A 14,167-nucleotide genomic window follows, 5' to 3' on the forward strand; every position below is an offset into this window, starting at 1 on the left:
GCGCGGACTATGACCCCATCGTCTCGAGCAGTGTCGCGAGTTGCACTGGGCTGACCGAGATTCCGCACTGATTACGCATATCGCTGAGCGGGCCGGCGATGCGGCGCAGATCGAGGTACTCGCCCGGATGGGCGGTGAAGTAGGCCCGCACATTGTTCCGCGCCTGATCCGCCGGCTGCGTGGCGGCGGCGGTCAACACGTCGTTGGCACCGGGATGCGCCTCGAGGTAGCCACCGGCTTCTGCGAGCACACCGCTCGCGGTCGTCGCCAGACCGCTCGCCGTGCACGGCGCCGCCGTCGCGGTCGGAGCGGCCACGACCACCCACGCCCCCACCGCCACCGCACCCAGCACCGCCGACCGCATCGTTGTTCTCATCCGTCCCGTCCTCGATGTCGCCGCGGGCCGGCCGCCCCCGGATCGGGTCAACGTACCGCCCCACCGCCGGTACCAGCAGCGTTGTGCCGAAATGGTCACGAAGGGTTAACCGCCGCCGGGAATGCGCACCGCAAACCGGGCCGGTGCGGAGAAGGGGTATCTTCTTTAGGTAAACCTCAGCTAATGAACACCGTTTGAACTGCACAAACGCCGAAAGGACCGGTATGCGACCACGGTGGAAGCGGATCGCCGCTCTAGTGTCGACTCTTGCCGTGGTGGCCGGTGCCACCGCCTGCTCGGGCTCCGACGACAGCGACGAACTCCTGATCTACAACGCCCAGCACGAATCGCTGACCAAGGAGTGGATCGACGCCTTCACCAAGGAAACCGGCATCAAGGTGACCTACCGGCAGGGCGGCGACACCGAACTCGGCAACCAGCTCGTCGCCGAGGGCGAGGCGTCACCGGCCGACGTGTTCCTGACCGAGAACTCTCCGGCGATGGCCGCCGTCGAGCGTGCGGGCCTGTTCGCCGATCTCGACGCCGCGACGCTCGACCAGGTCCCCGCCCAGTACCGCCCGCCGACCGGCAAGTGGACCGGGGTCGCCGCGCGCAGCACCGTGTTCGTCTACAACACCTCCCGCCTGCAGCCCGACCAGCTGCCTAAGTCGCTGCTCGATCTGCAGCAGCCGCAGTGGAAGGGCCGGTGGGGCGCGCCGCCGACCAAGGCCGACTTCCAGGCCATCGTCTCGGCGCTGCTGCAGCTGGAGGGCGAGCCCGCGACTGCGCAGTGGCTGGGCGCGATGAAGGCCAACGCCAAGCTCTACAGCGACAACATCGCCACCCTCAAGGCGGTCAACGCCGGTGAGGTCGACGGCGGTGTGATCTACCACTACTACTGGTTCCGCGATCAGTCGAAAACCAAGGAGATCAGCGGCAATACGGCGCTGCACTACTTCAAGAACCAAGACCCGGGCGCGTTCGTCAGCCTGTCCGGCGGCGGTGTGCTGGCCTCCAGCGACAAGAAGGACCAGGCGCAGCAGTTCCTGACCTTCATCACCGGCAAGGCCGGCCAGGAGGTGCTGGAGAAAGGCACCTCGTTCGAGTACCCCGTCGCCAGCGGTGTGCCCGCCAATCCTGCTCTGCCACCACTGGATACGCTCGACGCCCCCGCGGTCGATCCGTCGAACCTCAACGCGCAGCAGGTCACCGATCTGATGACGAAGGCTGGCTTGCTGTAGGTGGTCGCCGCTCCCCCCGCTCCCCGTCCCGCGGCACCGCCTCCGCGGTCGGAGCGGACGGCCCGGCCGGGCCCGCTGGTCTCGGTGACGGTCGGGATTTTGGTCGCCGCGACCTGCATTCCGCTCGGTTACGTGGCGTGGGCGGCGGTATCGGTCGGATGGGCCCGCGCGTACGAACTGATCGTGCGCCCGCGTGTCGGCGAACTGCTCGTCAACACCCTGGCACTCGTCGTCATCACGGTGCCGCTGTGCGTGGTTCTCGGCGTCGCGGTGGCCTGGCTGGTGGAGCGCACCGACCTGCCGGGCCGCGCAGTGTGGCGGCCGCTGTTCGTTGCGCCGCTGGCGGTCCCGGCGTTCGTCAACAGCTACGCCTGGATCGGGGTGCTGCCCTCGCTGCACGGGCTGTGGGCGGGCGTGCTCGTCACCACGCTGTCTTACTTTCCGTTCATGTACCTGCCCGTCGCGGCCACGATGCGCCGGCTGGACCCTGCCGTCGAGGAGTCGGCGCGCACGCTGGGGTCCGGCTCGGCCGCGGTGTTCTTCCGCGTCGTGCTCCCGCAGCTGCGCTTGGCGATCCTGGGCGGCGCACTGCTGGTCGGCGTGCACCTGCTCGCCGAGTTCGGCGCGTTCGCGATGCTGCGGTTCGACACCTTCACCGTCGCGATCTTCCAGCAGTTCCAGGTGACCTTCGACGGGGCCGCGGGCAGCATGCTGGCCGGGGTCCTCGTCGTGCTGTGCCTGGCCCTGCTGATCGGTGAGGCGGCCGCCCGCGGCAGTGCCCGCTTCGCCAGGATCGGTGCGGGCGCACCCCGCGCGGTCACTCCGATTCATCTGCGGGCGAGCCGCTTTCCGGCGGTGGCCGCGCTGACCGCCCTGGCCGTGCTGGCCATCGGCGTTCCGGTCGGCACCATCATGCGGTGGCTGTGGCGCGGCGGCGCGCAGGTTTGGCTGGTCGACGAGATCCTCACCGCGCTCGGCCAGACCATCGGCCTGGCCACCGCGGCCGCGGTGCTGACAACGGTGCTGGCGTTCCCCGTAGCATGGGTCGCCGTGCGCTCCAGCGGTTTTCTGGCCCGCGCCGTGGAGGGCGCCAACTACGTCACCAGCTCGCTGCCCGGCATCGTCACCGCGCTGGCGCTGGTGACCGTCACCATCCACTTCGCTCGGCCGCTCTACCAGAGCGTGCCGCTGATCGTCTTCGCCTACGTGCTGCTGTTCATGCCGCGCGCGCTGGTCAACGTCCGCGCCGGGCTCGCCCAGGTACCGGCCGGGCTCGAGGAGGCGTCGCGCTCGCTGGGCCGCTCACCGACGGCCACGTTCCTGCGGGTGACGCTGCGGCTCACCGCGCCCGCCGCGGCGGCCGGCGCCTCGCTCGTGTTCGTCGCGGTCGCAACCGAATTGACCGCGACCCTGCTGCTGGCCCCGACCGGCACCCGCACGCTGTCGATGCTGTTCTGGTCGTACTCGAGCGAACTGGACTACGCGGCCGCGGCACCGTATGCACTGGTGCTGGTGCTGCTGGCCATCCCGGTCACGCTGCTGCTGTACCGACAGTCGACGAAGGCGGCGGCGCTGTGAGCATCCTGCAGACCCGACAACTGGCCAAGGCCTTCAACGGCCACACCGTGCTCGACCACATCGACCTCGACCTGCCCCCCGGCACCATCACCGCGGTGGTGGGCGCATCGGGCTGCGGCAAGACCACACTGTTGCGGTTGATCGCCGGCTTCGAAACCCCCGACGCCGGAACGGTGACGATCGCCGGGCGGCAGGTGGCCGGTCCCACCGGCTCGGTGGCCCCGCACCGGCGCGCGGTCGGCTACGTCGCCCAGGACGGCGCGCTGTTCCCCCACCTGACCGTCGGGCAGAACATCGCCTACGGACTGCCCGGCTCGGCGCGACGCGCCGAGGTCCGGGCCCGCGTCGCCGAACTGCTCGAGACCGTCTCACTGGATCCCTCCTACGCCGCGCGCCGCCCGCACCAGTTGTCCGGCGGCCAGCAGCAGCGGGTGGCATTGGCCCGGGCGCTGGCGCGCAAGCCGGTCGTGATGCTGCTCGACGAACCGTTCAGCGCCCTCGACACCGGGTTGCGCGCGTCGACCCGAAAAGCGGTGGCACGCCTGCTGATCGAGGCCGAGGTGACGACGCTGCTGGTCACCCACGACCAGGAGGAGGCGCTGTCGATCGCCGATCAGGTGGCGGTCATGCGCGACGGACGCTTCACCCAGGTCGGCCCGCCGCAGCAGGTGTACCGCCGCCCCAGCGACCACTTCACCGCGGCGTTCCTCGGTGACTGTATTTCGCTGCCCTGCACGGTCGACGGCGACACCGCCGAGTGCGCGTTGGGCCGGATCCCCGTGGCCGACGGCTCCGGGCTGTCCGGCCCGGCGACGCTGCTGCTGCGTCCCGAACAACTCGTGGCGACCGTGGTCACCGACACCGAGCGTCACGACGGCATCGCCACGGTGCTGGCCGTCGAATTCCTCGGCCACGACGTGTTGCTCACCGTCGACCCCGGCGGCGACACCGGCCCGATCATCGTGCGCCAGCACAGCCTCAACCCGCCCCCCGTCGACGCCAAGGTGCACATCGACGTGGCGGGCAGCGGGGTCGCGTTGCCATGAGCCGGTTGGTCGAGCATCTCCGCACCTACGGGGAAAACGTTGCGATCCACACCGACTCGCAGCAGCTGTGCTACCGCGACCTCGCCGACCGCGTCGAGGCCGCGGCCTCGTCGCTGGGCCGCGACCGCCGCCTGGTGCTGTTGGAGACCCGCAACGACATCGCCACCCTGGTGCACTATCTCGGCGCCCTCGCCGGCCGCCACGTCGTGCTGCCGGTACCGGCCGGGCGCGACCACACCGCGGTGCTGCAGACCTACGATCCCGACGTCGTCGTCAGCGACGGCGACGTCCAGCACCGCCGCACGAGCGCCGGTCACCGACTGCACGACGACCTGGCGATGCTGCTGTCCACCTCGGGCAGCACCGGTTCGCCAAAGCTGGTGCGGCTGTCCCCCACGAACCTGATCTCGAACGCCCAGGCCATCGCCGACTACCTCCACATCGACGAAACCGACATCGCGGCAACGACACTGCCGATGTCGTACTGCTACGGGCTCTCGGTCATCAACAGCCACCTCGCCCGCGGCGCCGGGTTGATCCTGACCGACCGCTCGGTCACCGACGAGCGGTTCTGGGAGACGTTCCGCCGTCACCGCGGCACCTCCTTCGCCGGTGTGCCCTACACCTTCGAACTGCTCGAGCGGATCTCGTTCGACACGATGGACCTCCCCGACCTGCGTTATGTCACCCAGGCGGGCGGACGGATGCCCCCCGAGCGCGTGCACCGGTTCGCCGAGCACGCCCAGACCGGCGGGTGGCAACTGTTCGTCATGTACGGCGCCACCGAGGCGACCGCCCGGATGGCTTATCTGGCACCGGAATTGGCGCTGTCACGGCCGGACGCGATCGGCACTCCCATACCCGGCGGCTCGTTCAGCGTCGAAGCCCCGGACGGCGACACCATCGGCGAACTGGTGTACCACGGGCCGAACGTGATGCTGGGATACGCCCGCGGACCCGCCGACCTCGCGCTCGGCAAGACCGTCGACGCTTTGCACACCGGGGACCTGGCCCGCCGCGCCCCGGATGGTCTCTACGAAATCGTCGGTCGCACCAGCAGATTCGTCAAGATGTACGGGCTGCGCATCGACCTGCAGCGCGTCGAGTCGGCGCTGAGCGCCGCCGGCATCAGCGCGTTCTGCGCCGATGATGACGACCGCCTGATCGTGGCCGCCAGGACCGGCCGGGACGCCGGCGTCGTGCAGCGGATCGCAGCCGAGGCCGCGGGCGTGCCGGCATCCGCGGTGCGGGCCGTCATCGTCGACGAGCTGCCGCTGCTGCCGTCGGGCAAGCCGGACTACCCCGCGGTGCGCGAGCTCGCCCAGGAGCACGGCCTGCCGTCGGCGGGCACGCTGCGTGAATTGTTCGCCGACGTGCTCCAACTCGACCCGGCCGATGTGGACCCCGACGCGAGCTTCGTCGACCTCGGCGGTAACTCGCTGACCTACGTGGCGATGTCGGTGCGACTGGAGCGGGCGATCGGTCAGCTGCCCGCCGACTGGCAGCAGCGGCCGTTGCAGGAACTGGAGGCGGTGGCCACACCCGCGCGACGGCGGCGGTTCTGGGCCGCGACGGTGGAAACCAGTGTGGCGCTTCGCGCGGCGGCGATCGTGTTGATCGTCGGCTCGCACGCCGAACTGTTCGAACTGTGGGGCGGCGCGCACCTGCTGCTCGGCATCGCCGGCTACAACTTCGGACGGTTCTGCCTGACGCCGCTGCCCCGCGCCAAACGGGTCCGCCATCTGCGCAACACCATCGGCTGGATCGCGGTCCCGTCGATCCTGTGGGTGGCGCTGGCGCTGCTGCTGACCGACGACTACACCTGGACGAACCTGTTGTTGGGCAACAAGATCCTCGGCCCGCACGACAGCATGACCGCGGGCCGGCTGTGGTTCGTCGAGGTGCTGGTGTGGACGCTGGTCGCGCTGGCCGTGCTGTTCTGGCTGCCCGCGATGGACCGCGCCGAGCGGCGACGTCCGTTCGCCGTCGCCATGGCGTTCCTGGCCGTCGGTCTGGCGTTGCGCTACGACGCGCTGGGCCTCGAGCTCGGCCGCGACGCGTGGTTCACCATGCTGGCGTTCTGGTTCTTCGCGATCGGCTGGGCGGCGGCCAAGGCCACCACGGCGCTGCAGCGGGTGCTGCTGACGGTGGTGCTGGCGGTTGCGCTGCAGGGCTACTTCGACAGCCTCACCCGTGAACTGCTCGTGCTGGTGGGGCTGGCGCTGGTGATCTGGCTGCCGACGCTGCGCTGCCCGGCGGCGCTGACCGCGGCGGCCGGTGTGCTGGCCGAGGCGTCGCTGTACACCTATCTCGTGCACTACCAGGTGTACGCGCTGTTCCCCGGCGACCCGCTGATCGGGGTGCTCGCCTCGCTGGCCGTCGGCATCCTGATCACCCAACTGGTGACCATGGCCCGGCATCGGCTCCGGGCGCGCCGCGGCGCGGTCAGGGCGGCGAAACTCACTCCCGCTCGGCGATAAGGCCTTCCTGCGCCACCGTCGCCGCGATGACGCCGTCGGAGCGGATCAGCGCGCCGGTCACGACTCCCCGCCCGCGGGCAGCCGCGGGCGACGTGGTCTCCAACAGGTTCCACTCGTCGGCGCGCACGGGGTGGTGAAACCAGATCGACGAATCGGTGGTACCGCTGCGGTGTGTCCGCGCCTGCATCGAGTGCCCGTGCACCTGCAGCGCCGGGTCGATCATGTACACGTCGCAGACGTACACCGCCACCAGCGTGTGCACCAACGGATCGTCGGGAAGCGTGATCGTGGCGCGCCACCACAGCCGGCGCACGAACTCGCCCGACGAGGTGTCGTCGGCGATGCGGATGTCGAGCTCCGCCAACGGCATCGACGGCGCCGGGCCGGCGGGCCCGGTCTGCGGCACCGACTCCGGCAGCGACTCCGGCGGCATCGTCCGCTGCCCGTGCTGCGGGCCGGGCAAGGGCACCGCGAACGACACCGTCGCCGCGGTCAGCAGCCGGTCCTGCTGGCGGGACTCGACGCGCCGAGCGGAGGAGGTGCGGCCGTCGAAAACCCGGGTGACGGCGTAGTCGACGTCGTCGCCGGCCTCACCCCCGCGCAGGAACTGCAGGTGCATGTTGGTGGGCAACCGGTCCGCGTCGACGCTGCGGCACGCCGCGGCCAGGCTCTGCGCCATGAACTGCCCGCCGTAGGCCCGCTTGCCCGCCGGCCCGCTGGCCGGCCCGATCCAGTGGTCGGCGTCGACGCCGGGGCGCACGTCGAGCAGGGTGAGCAGCGCGCTCATCCGGCCCGTCCGGTGGCCACCGTGCCCGACTGCACCAACCGGTCGACCTGTTCGCCGGACAACCCCAGCCAGTCGCTCAGCACGCCGGCGGTGTCATCGCCCAGGGCGGGGGCGGCGACGGCGCGCGGGTACGCCCCGTCGAACGCGATCGGCAGCCCCGGTGCGAGATACGACCCGATGCGCGGTTGATCCAGCGCGCTGAACAACGGGTTGTCGGTCACCTTCGGGGCGCTCGCCGTCTCGGTGAAGGTGCGGTAGCGCTCCCACAGCACCGAGGTGGTGGCCAGCGCCGCGGCGATCTCGTCTGCGGTGTGGGTGGCGAACCACTCGCCGAACAGACCCGACAACGCCTCGCGGTGCTCGTACCGCTGGCCTTCGTCGGTGAAATCCGCGCCGAGTGTGTCGGCCAGCGCGGCAACGGCTTTCGCCGTGCCGGTCAGTTCGGCGAGGTCACCGAAATGCCTGCCGGTCAGGGCGACCACCATGAACGAGACCCCGTCGCTGCTGACGAAGTCCTGGCCGTACTGCCCGTATACCGAGTTGCCGATGCGTTCGCGGGCGGTGCCGTTGATCATCACCTCGGTGAAGAAGCCGAGGTTGCCGGCGGTGGCCAGCGCCACGTTCTCCAACGGGATGCTGATCCGTTGGCCCTCGCCCGTCGCGTCCCGGTGCCGCAGCGCGGTGACCACCGCCAGCGCGGTGTAGATTCCGCAGGCCACGTCCCAGGCGGGCAGCACGTGGTTGACCGGCGTGGCGAGTTCGGCGGGTCCGGTGACCATCGGGAAGCCGACGCCCGCGTTGACCGTGTAGTCGACCCCGGTGCCGCCGTCGGCGCGCCCGGACACCTCGACATGGATCAGGTCGGGGCGCATCTCACGCAACGTGTCATACGAATGCCATTGCCGTCCAGCCACATTGGTGATCAATACGCCGCTGGCGGCGATCAGCCGCTGGACGAGTTCCTGCCCCTCCGGCGAGCGCATGTCGGCGGCCGTGGAGCGCTTGCCCTTGTTCAGGCCGGCCCAGTAGATGCTGTCGCCACCGTCGGTGACCGGCCAGCGCCGGTAGTCGGCGGCCCCGCCGATCGGATCGACGCGCGTGACCTCGGCTCCGAGCTGGGTCAGGGTCATGCCGGCGAGCGGCACGGCGACGAAGCTGGAGATCTCGACGATGCGCACACCGGCCAGCGGGCGGGCGAGGTGGGGTGTCTCGGTCATCGGGCACAGTGTAAGCAGCGGCGTCGCGCGCTCAGCCCTCGGTGATCACGGCGGTGCCGTCACGGCCCGACAGGAGAAGGCCGCCGTCGCCGTCGATGATCACGGCGCGCAGCGACCGCCATGCCGGCGTGGCACCGTCGTAGATCTCGCCCTTGATCTCCTCGACGAGGATCGACCGGCCTGCGGCGTCGACCCAGCTGTAGGTCCAGCGCGTCTCGGTCTCGCCCTGGCCGAGGTCCGCGCTCGAGTACCGGAGTTCAACGCCGTCGGGCTTGCTGATGCCCAGCACCGCCAGCACCGCGTCCGGGTCCGAGCCGGGCAGCTCGACGAGCCGGGTGGTCTCGGGCCGCACACGGTAGTCCGCGCCGTCGGCGAAGCGCACCAGTCGCCAGCCGTCGTCCACACCGCGGAACACGATCCGCTCCCCGCTCGGTGCCAGCTCGGCGACCATCACGCTCTCGTCGACGAAAACCGCACGCGCCGAAACGATCTCACCGAGAGCGGCTGCTCGTTGCCGAAGCGCCTGCAGATCCCAGGGCCGGACGGCGGAGTCGAGGGTGTCGTCGGCCAGCCCGCGCACCGCGCCGCTGATCGCCGCGCGGAGCACGCCCTTGCGGCAGCGGGGCGGCGGGTCACCGTGGTCGGCCATGGCGCGCAGCGCGTCGAGCACCTCGGGCGCCAGGTCGACGGTTGTCACACCAGTTCGATGGCCTCGGCGATGGACGGCAGCACCCGGCTGGGCCGGAACGGGTAGCGCTCTACGTCCTCGACGGTGGTCGATCCGGTCAGCACGAGGATCGTCTCGAGGCCGGCCTCGATGCCGGCCACGACGTCGGTGTCCATCCGGTCACCGACCATGACCGTGCTCTCGGAGTGGGCTTCGATGCGGTTGAGCGCGCTGCGGAACATCATCGGATTGGGCTTGCCGACGAAGTAGGGCTCGCGGCCGGTGGCCTTGGTGATCATCGCGGCCACCGATCCGGTCGCGGGCAGCGGCCCTTCCGCCGACGGCCCGGTCACATCGGGATTCGTCGCGATAAACCGCGCGCCGCCGAGGATGAGGCGGATCGCCTTGGTGATCGCCTCGAACGAGTACGTGCGGGTCTCGCCGAGCACGACGAAATCGGGGTCGATGTCGGTCATCGTGTAACCCGCCTCGTGCAGCGCGGTGGTCAGGCCGGCCTCGCCGATCACATAGGCCGATCCGCCGGGCAGCTGATCGCCCAGGAACGCCGCGGTCGCCAGCGCCGACGTCCAGATCGCCTCCTCGGGCACCGACAGGCCGGAGCGGCGCAGCCGAGCCGACAGGTCACGCGGCGTGAAGATCGAGTTGTTGGTCAGGACGAGGAAAGGGCGTTCACGCTCGACGAGGCGCTGCAGGAAGTCAGCGGCGCCAGGCAGTGCGTGTTCCTCGCGGACGAGCACGCCGTCCATGTCGGTGAGCCAGCACTTCGGTGTGTCGCGCACCGGACCAGTCTGTCAGTTCATCGGCATGTCCGGCATCTCGACGTTGCAACGCGCCCGGAAATCGGCGGCGGCCTGCCGAACCGCGCGCAGCTCGTCGCGGACCCGGGGGTTCGCGTCCATGTAGGCCTGAATCTCGGCGGTCATCTGATCACGCGGCTTGCCCTTCAGACCCGTGAAGAACGCGTTCACGTCCGGGTGCGTGAACAGATACGACGACGTGCCCGCCGACACGCCGGCCATCACACCGGCCAGATCGGCGGCCGTGCAGTTCGGCGGATCGGCCGCTGCGGTGCCCGCGGCGCCGAACAAGGCCGCGCCGGCCACTACTATCGCTCCAATTACTCTGCGCGAGAACATATCTGGACTCCTTGCTTCGATGTGACAGGGGACGCCGAAGAATCACCGGGGACCGATACCGCCACCGCCGGGACGGCCGGGCCTGCCGATGTCGATGCCGGGTGGCCCGGGGTCGATGATGATGTCGAGTCCCCAGTCGTCGCTGCAGTACCAAGGGTCGGGACAGTAGCCGGGATACGCGGGGCCCGCCTGAGGGGCGTCTGGCCCACCGCCGCGAACGGTGCCCTGCGCGCACACAGTCGCTGCGCCGGCGCCGGTGCAGTCCGCCGACGCGACGGGGGCGCCCACCGCGCCGACCGGCACCAGGATGATGGACAGGCCCGCCAACACGCAGCGATGTGACGTTCTCATCGCCGCCTCCCTCCTCGACAATGAGTGGCGTACGGCGGATCATCGATCGCCATTCGCCGGCCGATACTCGGTCAGCGTAAGCCCGCGAGCGAGAGGCCGTCGTGGATTCGCGGTTTCCGAGAAAAGCGCGTTCGCTGATATTCGCAGATTGGATAGCAGAACTACGTACCGCCGAGTTTGTTGAGTGCACAAATTGCGTGCGAAGAAATTGCGAAAAAGCTGGACAAGCGTCCGATTTCAGACCGGCCGGCCACGCGACAATTGCCGCCCGATCATTTGACGACGATCGATCGATATTCCGAAAACGAAATGGTGTTCGCGTCGCAGAAGGCGGTGTTACTGTCCGGATACAGCGGCCGAACGGGGGTTGTCCAATGGCGCCGAACGATCAGTGGACGAGCCCAGCGGCGATGGCCATTCCGAAGGAGGGCTATCTCGAATTCGAGCGGGGCCGTTACGGCCCAGTCTTTCCGAGGACGCCGGCGTGTTACGGATTCTCGATCATCGCCAAGGTGAAGGACGGTCGCGAGGAAGCGGTGCGGGCCTACGGCAAGCAAATCGAGGAGGCCATCGCCGGCAGTCCCGACGTGCTCGCCCCGCTTCGCCTGCACTACCTGCGCTGGGTGCTGTTCGACGTCGGCTCTGGATTGCACTTCCAGTACCAAGGCATCTTCGACACCGACTTCGACAAGTACACCGAGGACGCCGTGCGGCTCTTCAGCCAGACCGGTATCACCACGGTGTTCACCAACCTCGAGGGCTTCCCTGAGGACTGGCGGGAAAACCCGGAGGCGTTCGTGAAATTCGTTCGTGAACATCATGTCCCGAGTTTCCTGGAGTACGGCGAGTACCCGTACGTCACGGCGGACGAGATCAAGAAGGCGCTGCGGTTGAAGGCAGCCTTCTCGGACATGCTCGATCAGATGCAGTAGCTGTCGGCGGCGCGTGATGCTTGAACTCGATGACATTCAGCACATCCTGCTGACCCCCACACCCGCCATCACCGGTCGCTACGAATTCCTGTCATTCGACACGCCCGAGGGTGGGCGTGCCTGGCTGACCGCACTGCTGGACAAAGTGCAGTCGGCCGCCGAGGTCCGCGCGACGATGGACGAATCGGATCGCTGGGTGACTGTCGCATTCACCTGGCGGGGCCTGCGGGCTCTCGGCGTGCCCGACGAGTCATTGGCGACGTTCCCCGCTGAGTTCCGCGAAGGCATGGCGGCGCGCGCCGACATACTGGGCGACACCGGCGACTGCGCCCCCGAACGCTGGGTCGGCGGACTCGCCGGCGACGACCTGCACGCGATCGCCATCCTGTTCGCGCGAACCGACGAGCAATGCAGGCGTTCGATCGAGGAGCACGACAAGCTGCTCGGCCGCACCCACGGCGTGCGGAGCCTGTCACACCTCGACCTCAATGCGACGCCGCCGTTCAACTATGCCCACGACCACTTCGGGTTCCGCGACCGGCTGTCGCAACCGGTGATGGAAGGCTCCGGCGAGGAGCCCACCCCGGGATCGGGTGCGCCCCTGAAGCCGGGCGAGTTCATCCTGGGCTACCCGGACGAGGACGGTCCCGTACTCAACACACCGCAGCCGGCAACCCTGTCCCGCAACGGAAGCTACCTGGCCTATCGCCGGCTGCAGGAACACGTGGCGCGGTTCCGTGAGTTCCTGCGCGACAACTCCGACAGTCCCGACGACGAGGAACTGCTGGCCGCGAAGTTCATGGGCCGCTGGCGCAGCGGTGCCCCGCTGGTTCTGGCGCCGGACCGAGACGACCCGGAGCTCGGCGCAGACCCCCTGCGCAACAACGACTTCAACTACAAGGACATGGATCCGTTCGGCTACGCCTGCCCGCTCGGCTCCCATGCCCGGCGGCTCAACCCCCGGGATACCGCCCACAACATGAACCGACGCCGGATGATCCGCCGCGGCGCCACTTACGGCCCCGCACTCCCCGACGGCGCGCCTGACGATGGCATCGACCGGGGTATAGCGGCATTCATCATCTGTGCCAGCCTGGTCCGGCAGTTCGAGTTCGCACAGAACGTCTGGATCAACGACAAGACCTTCCACGAACTCGACAACGAGCACGACCCGATCTGCGGAATCCAGGACGGCACGCTGGAATTCACCATTCCCCGCCGCCCGATCCGAAAAGTGTTCACCGGGCTTCCCGCCTTCACGACGCTGAAAGGCGGTGCCTATTTCTTCCTGCCCGGCATCGCCGCGCTGCGCTACCTCGCGGACCCGCGATGACCGGTGCCAGGACCTACAACCAGGAGCACGCCGCGCGCCGCCACGACGGGCGCCGACGGATCAGCATCTACTGGACATGGAGTTATCCGTGGGAGGCGCAGCGCGATCCCGCCGAGATGTACAACCGGTTCTCCACGATGACCGAGGTGCGCAACGCGTTGTGGCCCGGGTATGAGCAGCCCGAGTACGACGCCGCTCACTTCCTGCAAGGCATCGCCGGGACGCTCGAACTCTTCCACCGTTCCACGCTGGCGTTTCAGCAACTGGCCGGAGAGACGACGGGGCATCCCGTCGCAGTGTTCCAGCGGATCGATCAAGCCGGTTATCGGCAACCCGTCGACGAACGGATACTGGCCGACACCGACACGCTGATGGTCTTCGGGCTCGACCACCTGCTGTCCGAACAGGAGGCCGAAGGCTCGGAGATAGAAGCGATCCGGCGGTGGCTCGACCGCGAGCACACCTGCCTGGTGTTGGCCCCCCATCACGACGTCGGCTTCAGCGACGACTTCGCACAACGACAGATGGAGTTCGAACACCACGGTGACCCGTTGGTGCCTCGCCAGCAGCGCTTCGGCCAGTACACCCGGTCGCTGATGAAAGCCCTCGATGTGCCTGTGCACAACATCTGGGGGCTTCGACCCGCCGTCGTCCCCCGCACCCGGGACATCGCTCCGCTGAACGGTATTCGCGACCTGGACGGAGCACGCTTGCTCGACGACGTCACCACCTTCAATTTTCACCCGCATCTTCCGCACTATGAACTGACCGGCCCGGAAAGCGACGCGGTCCGCGTCCTCGGCCGTCAACGGGTCGACCCGGACCGTCCGCATCCGTTCACCGCCGCAGGCAACACCGAGTTCAACGCGTTGATCTGGATGCCCCCGGCAGGTCGGCGGGCCGGTGACATCGTGCTGATCGATTCCACACACTTCACCACGCTTTTCGGCGGCACCGACAGCCTGCGCAGTCTCTGGCGCAACCTCGCAACCATGAAATAGG

Annotated in this window: 14 protein-coding genes; 7 read left to right on the forward strand and 7 right to left on the reverse strand. The window is 68.9% G+C overall.

The window, feature by feature from the left end:
- Positions 1-7 precede the first annotated feature (7 nt).
- Positions 8-376, reverse strand: coding sequence for a heme-binding protein (locus tag BLW81_RS24585; RefSeq protein WP_235632086.1), 369 nt, complete (start codon positions 374-376; stop codon positions 8-10).
- Between the two features lie 224 nt (positions 377-600).
- Between BLW81_RS24585 and BLW81_RS24590 the strand changes: the two genes are divergently transcribed.
- Genes BLW81_RS24590 through BLW81_RS24605 form a run of 4 tightly spaced genes read left to right on the forward strand, consistent with a single transcriptional unit; the run spans position 601 to position 6,721 of the window.
- Positions 601-1,617, forward strand: coding sequence for an iron ABC transporter substrate-binding protein (locus BLW81_RS24590; RefSeq protein ID WP_083409453.1), 1,017 nt, complete (start codon positions 601-603; stop codon positions 1,615-1,617).
- The gene (locus BLW81_RS24595; protein ID WP_083409454.1) at positions 1,618-3,195 is read left to right on the forward strand and encodes an ABC transporter permease; all 1,578 of its coding nucleotides are present in this window, start codon (positions 1,618-1,620) and stop codon (positions 3,193-3,195) included.
- Positions 3,192-4,241: an ABC transporter ATP-binding protein gene (locus BLW81_RS24600; RefSeq protein ID WP_083409455.1), complete on the forward strand. Its 1,050-nt coding sequence runs from the start codon at positions 3,192-3,194 to the stop codon at positions 4,239-4,241. Before BLW81_RS24595 ends, BLW81_RS24600 begins: the two co-directional genes overlap by 4 nt.
- A complete protein-coding gene (locus BLW81_RS24605) occupies positions 4,238-6,721 on the forward strand; it encodes an AMP-binding protein (RefSeq protein WP_083409456.1) in 2,484 nt (827 codons plus the stop codon). The genes BLW81_RS24600 and BLW81_RS24605 overlap by 4 nt, the downstream gene beginning before the upstream one ends.
- On the opposite strand, the gene BLW81_RS24610 is transcribed toward BLW81_RS24605, so the two are convergent.
- Genes BLW81_RS24610 through BLW81_RS24635 form a run of 6 tightly spaced genes read right to left on the reverse strand, consistent with a single transcriptional unit; the run spans position 6,702 to position 10,900 of the window.
- The gene (locus BLW81_RS24610) at positions 6,702-7,508 is read right to left on the reverse strand and encodes an acyl-CoA thioesterase (protein ID WP_083409457.1); all 807 of its coding nucleotides are present in this window, start codon (positions 7,506-7,508) and stop codon (positions 6,702-6,704) included. The two genes, BLW81_RS24605 and BLW81_RS24610, sit on opposite strands and share 20 nt — an antisense overlap.
- Positions 7,505-8,725, reverse strand: a complete 1,221-nt coding sequence (locus tag BLW81_RS24615) for a CoA transferase (RefSeq protein ID WP_083409458.1) — start codon at positions 8,723-8,725, stop codon at positions 7,505-7,507. Before BLW81_RS24615 ends, BLW81_RS24610 begins: the two co-directional genes overlap by 4 nt.
- A gap of 31 nt (positions 8,726-8,756) precedes the next feature.
- Positions 8,757-9,422, reverse strand: coding sequence for a hypothetical protein (locus tag BLW81_RS24620; RefSeq protein WP_083409459.1), 666 nt, complete (start codon positions 9,420-9,422; stop codon positions 8,757-8,759).
- Positions 9,419-10,159 (reverse strand): HAD-IIA family hydrolase, encoded by a 741-nt coding sequence (locus BLW81_RS24625; protein ID WP_407662357.1) that lies wholly within the window; start codon positions 10,157-10,159, stop codon positions 9,419-9,421. Before BLW81_RS24625 ends, BLW81_RS24620 begins: the two co-directional genes overlap by 4 nt.
- A 45-nt stretch (positions 10,160-10,204) precedes the next feature.
- Positions 10,205-10,549: a heme-binding protein gene (locus tag BLW81_RS24630; protein WP_083409461.1), complete on the reverse strand. Its 345-nt coding sequence runs from the start codon at positions 10,547-10,549 to the stop codon at positions 10,205-10,207.
- A gap of 42 nt (positions 10,550-10,591) precedes the next feature.
- Positions 10,592-10,900, reverse strand: coding sequence for a hypothetical protein (locus BLW81_RS24635; protein ID WP_083409462.1), 309 nt, complete (start codon positions 10,898-10,900; stop codon positions 10,592-10,594).
- A 374-nt stretch (positions 10,901-11,274) separates the two neighbouring features.
- On the opposite strand from BLW81_RS24635, the gene BLW81_RS24640 reads away from it, so the two are divergent.
- Genes BLW81_RS24640 through BLW81_RS24650 form a run of 3 tightly spaced genes read left to right on the forward strand, consistent with a single transcriptional unit; the run spans position 11,275 to position 14,166 of the window.
- Positions 11,275-11,832, forward strand: coding sequence for a hypothetical protein (locus tag BLW81_RS24640; protein ID WP_173839673.1), 558 nt, complete (start codon positions 11,275-11,277; stop codon positions 11,830-11,832).
- A 16-nt stretch (positions 11,833-11,848) separates the two neighbouring features.
- A complete protein-coding gene (locus BLW81_RS24645) occupies positions 11,849-13,165 on the forward strand; it encodes a Dyp-type peroxidase (protein WP_083410792.1) in 1,317 nt (438 codons plus the stop codon).
- Entirely contained in the window at positions 13,162-14,166 is a 1,005-nt protein-coding gene (locus BLW81_RS24650) for a hypothetical protein (protein ID WP_083409464.1), read from the forward strand. Before BLW81_RS24645 ends, BLW81_RS24650 begins: the two co-directional genes overlap by 4 nt.
- Position 14,167 lies beyond the last annotated feature (1 nt).

This window comes from Mycolicibacterium rutilum, assembly GCF_900108565.1.
Taxonomy (GTDB): Bacteria; Actinomycetota; Actinomycetes; order Mycobacteriales; family Mycobacteriaceae; genus Mycobacterium; species Mycobacterium rutilum.

Excerpts from the sequence above, each read along its gene's own strand:
- BLW81_RS24585 (WP_235632086.1), bottom strand. The coding sequence starts at position 376 with ATGAGAACAACGATGCGGTCGGCGGTGCTGGGTGCGGTGGCGGTGGGG.
- BLW81_RS24590 (WP_083409453.1), top strand. The coding sequence starts at position 601 with ATGCGACCACGGTGGAAGCGGATCGCCGCTCTAGTGTCGACTCTTGCC.
- BLW81_RS24605 (WP_083409456.1), top strand. The coding sequence starts at position 4,238 with ATGAGCCGGTTGGTCGAGCATCTCCGCACCTACGGGGAAAACGTTGCG.
- BLW81_RS24610 (WP_083409457.1), bottom strand. The coding sequence starts at position 7,508 with ATGAGCGCGCTGCTCACCCTGCTCGACGTGCGCCCCGGCGTCGACGCC.
- BLW81_RS24615 (WP_083409458.1), bottom strand. The coding sequence starts at position 8,725 with ATGACCGAGACACCCCACCTCGCCCGCCCGCTGGCCGGTGTGCGCATC.
- BLW81_RS24625 (WP_407662357.1), bottom strand. The coding sequence starts at position 10,159 with ATGGACGGCGTGCTCGTCCGCGAGGAACACGCACTGCCTGGCGCCGCT.
- BLW81_RS24630 (WP_083409461.1), bottom strand. The coding sequence starts at position 10,549 with ATGTTCTCGCGCAGAGTAATTGGAGCGATAGTAGTGGCCGGCGCGGCC.
- BLW81_RS24635 (WP_083409462.1), bottom strand. The coding sequence starts at position 10,900 with ATGAGAACGTCACATCGCTGCGTGTTGGCGGGCCTGTCCATCATCCTG.
- BLW81_RS24640 (WP_173839673.1), top strand. The coding sequence starts at position 11,275 with ATGGCGCCGAACGATCAGTGGACGAGCCCAGCGGCGATGGCCATTCCG.
- BLW81_RS24645 (WP_083410792.1), top strand. The coding sequence starts at position 11,849 with ATGCTTGAACTCGATGACATTCAGCACATCCTGCTGACCCCCACACCC.
- BLW81_RS24650 (WP_083409464.1), top strand. The coding sequence starts at position 13,162 with ATGACCGGTGCCAGGACCTACAACCAGGAGCACGCCGCGCGCCGCCAC.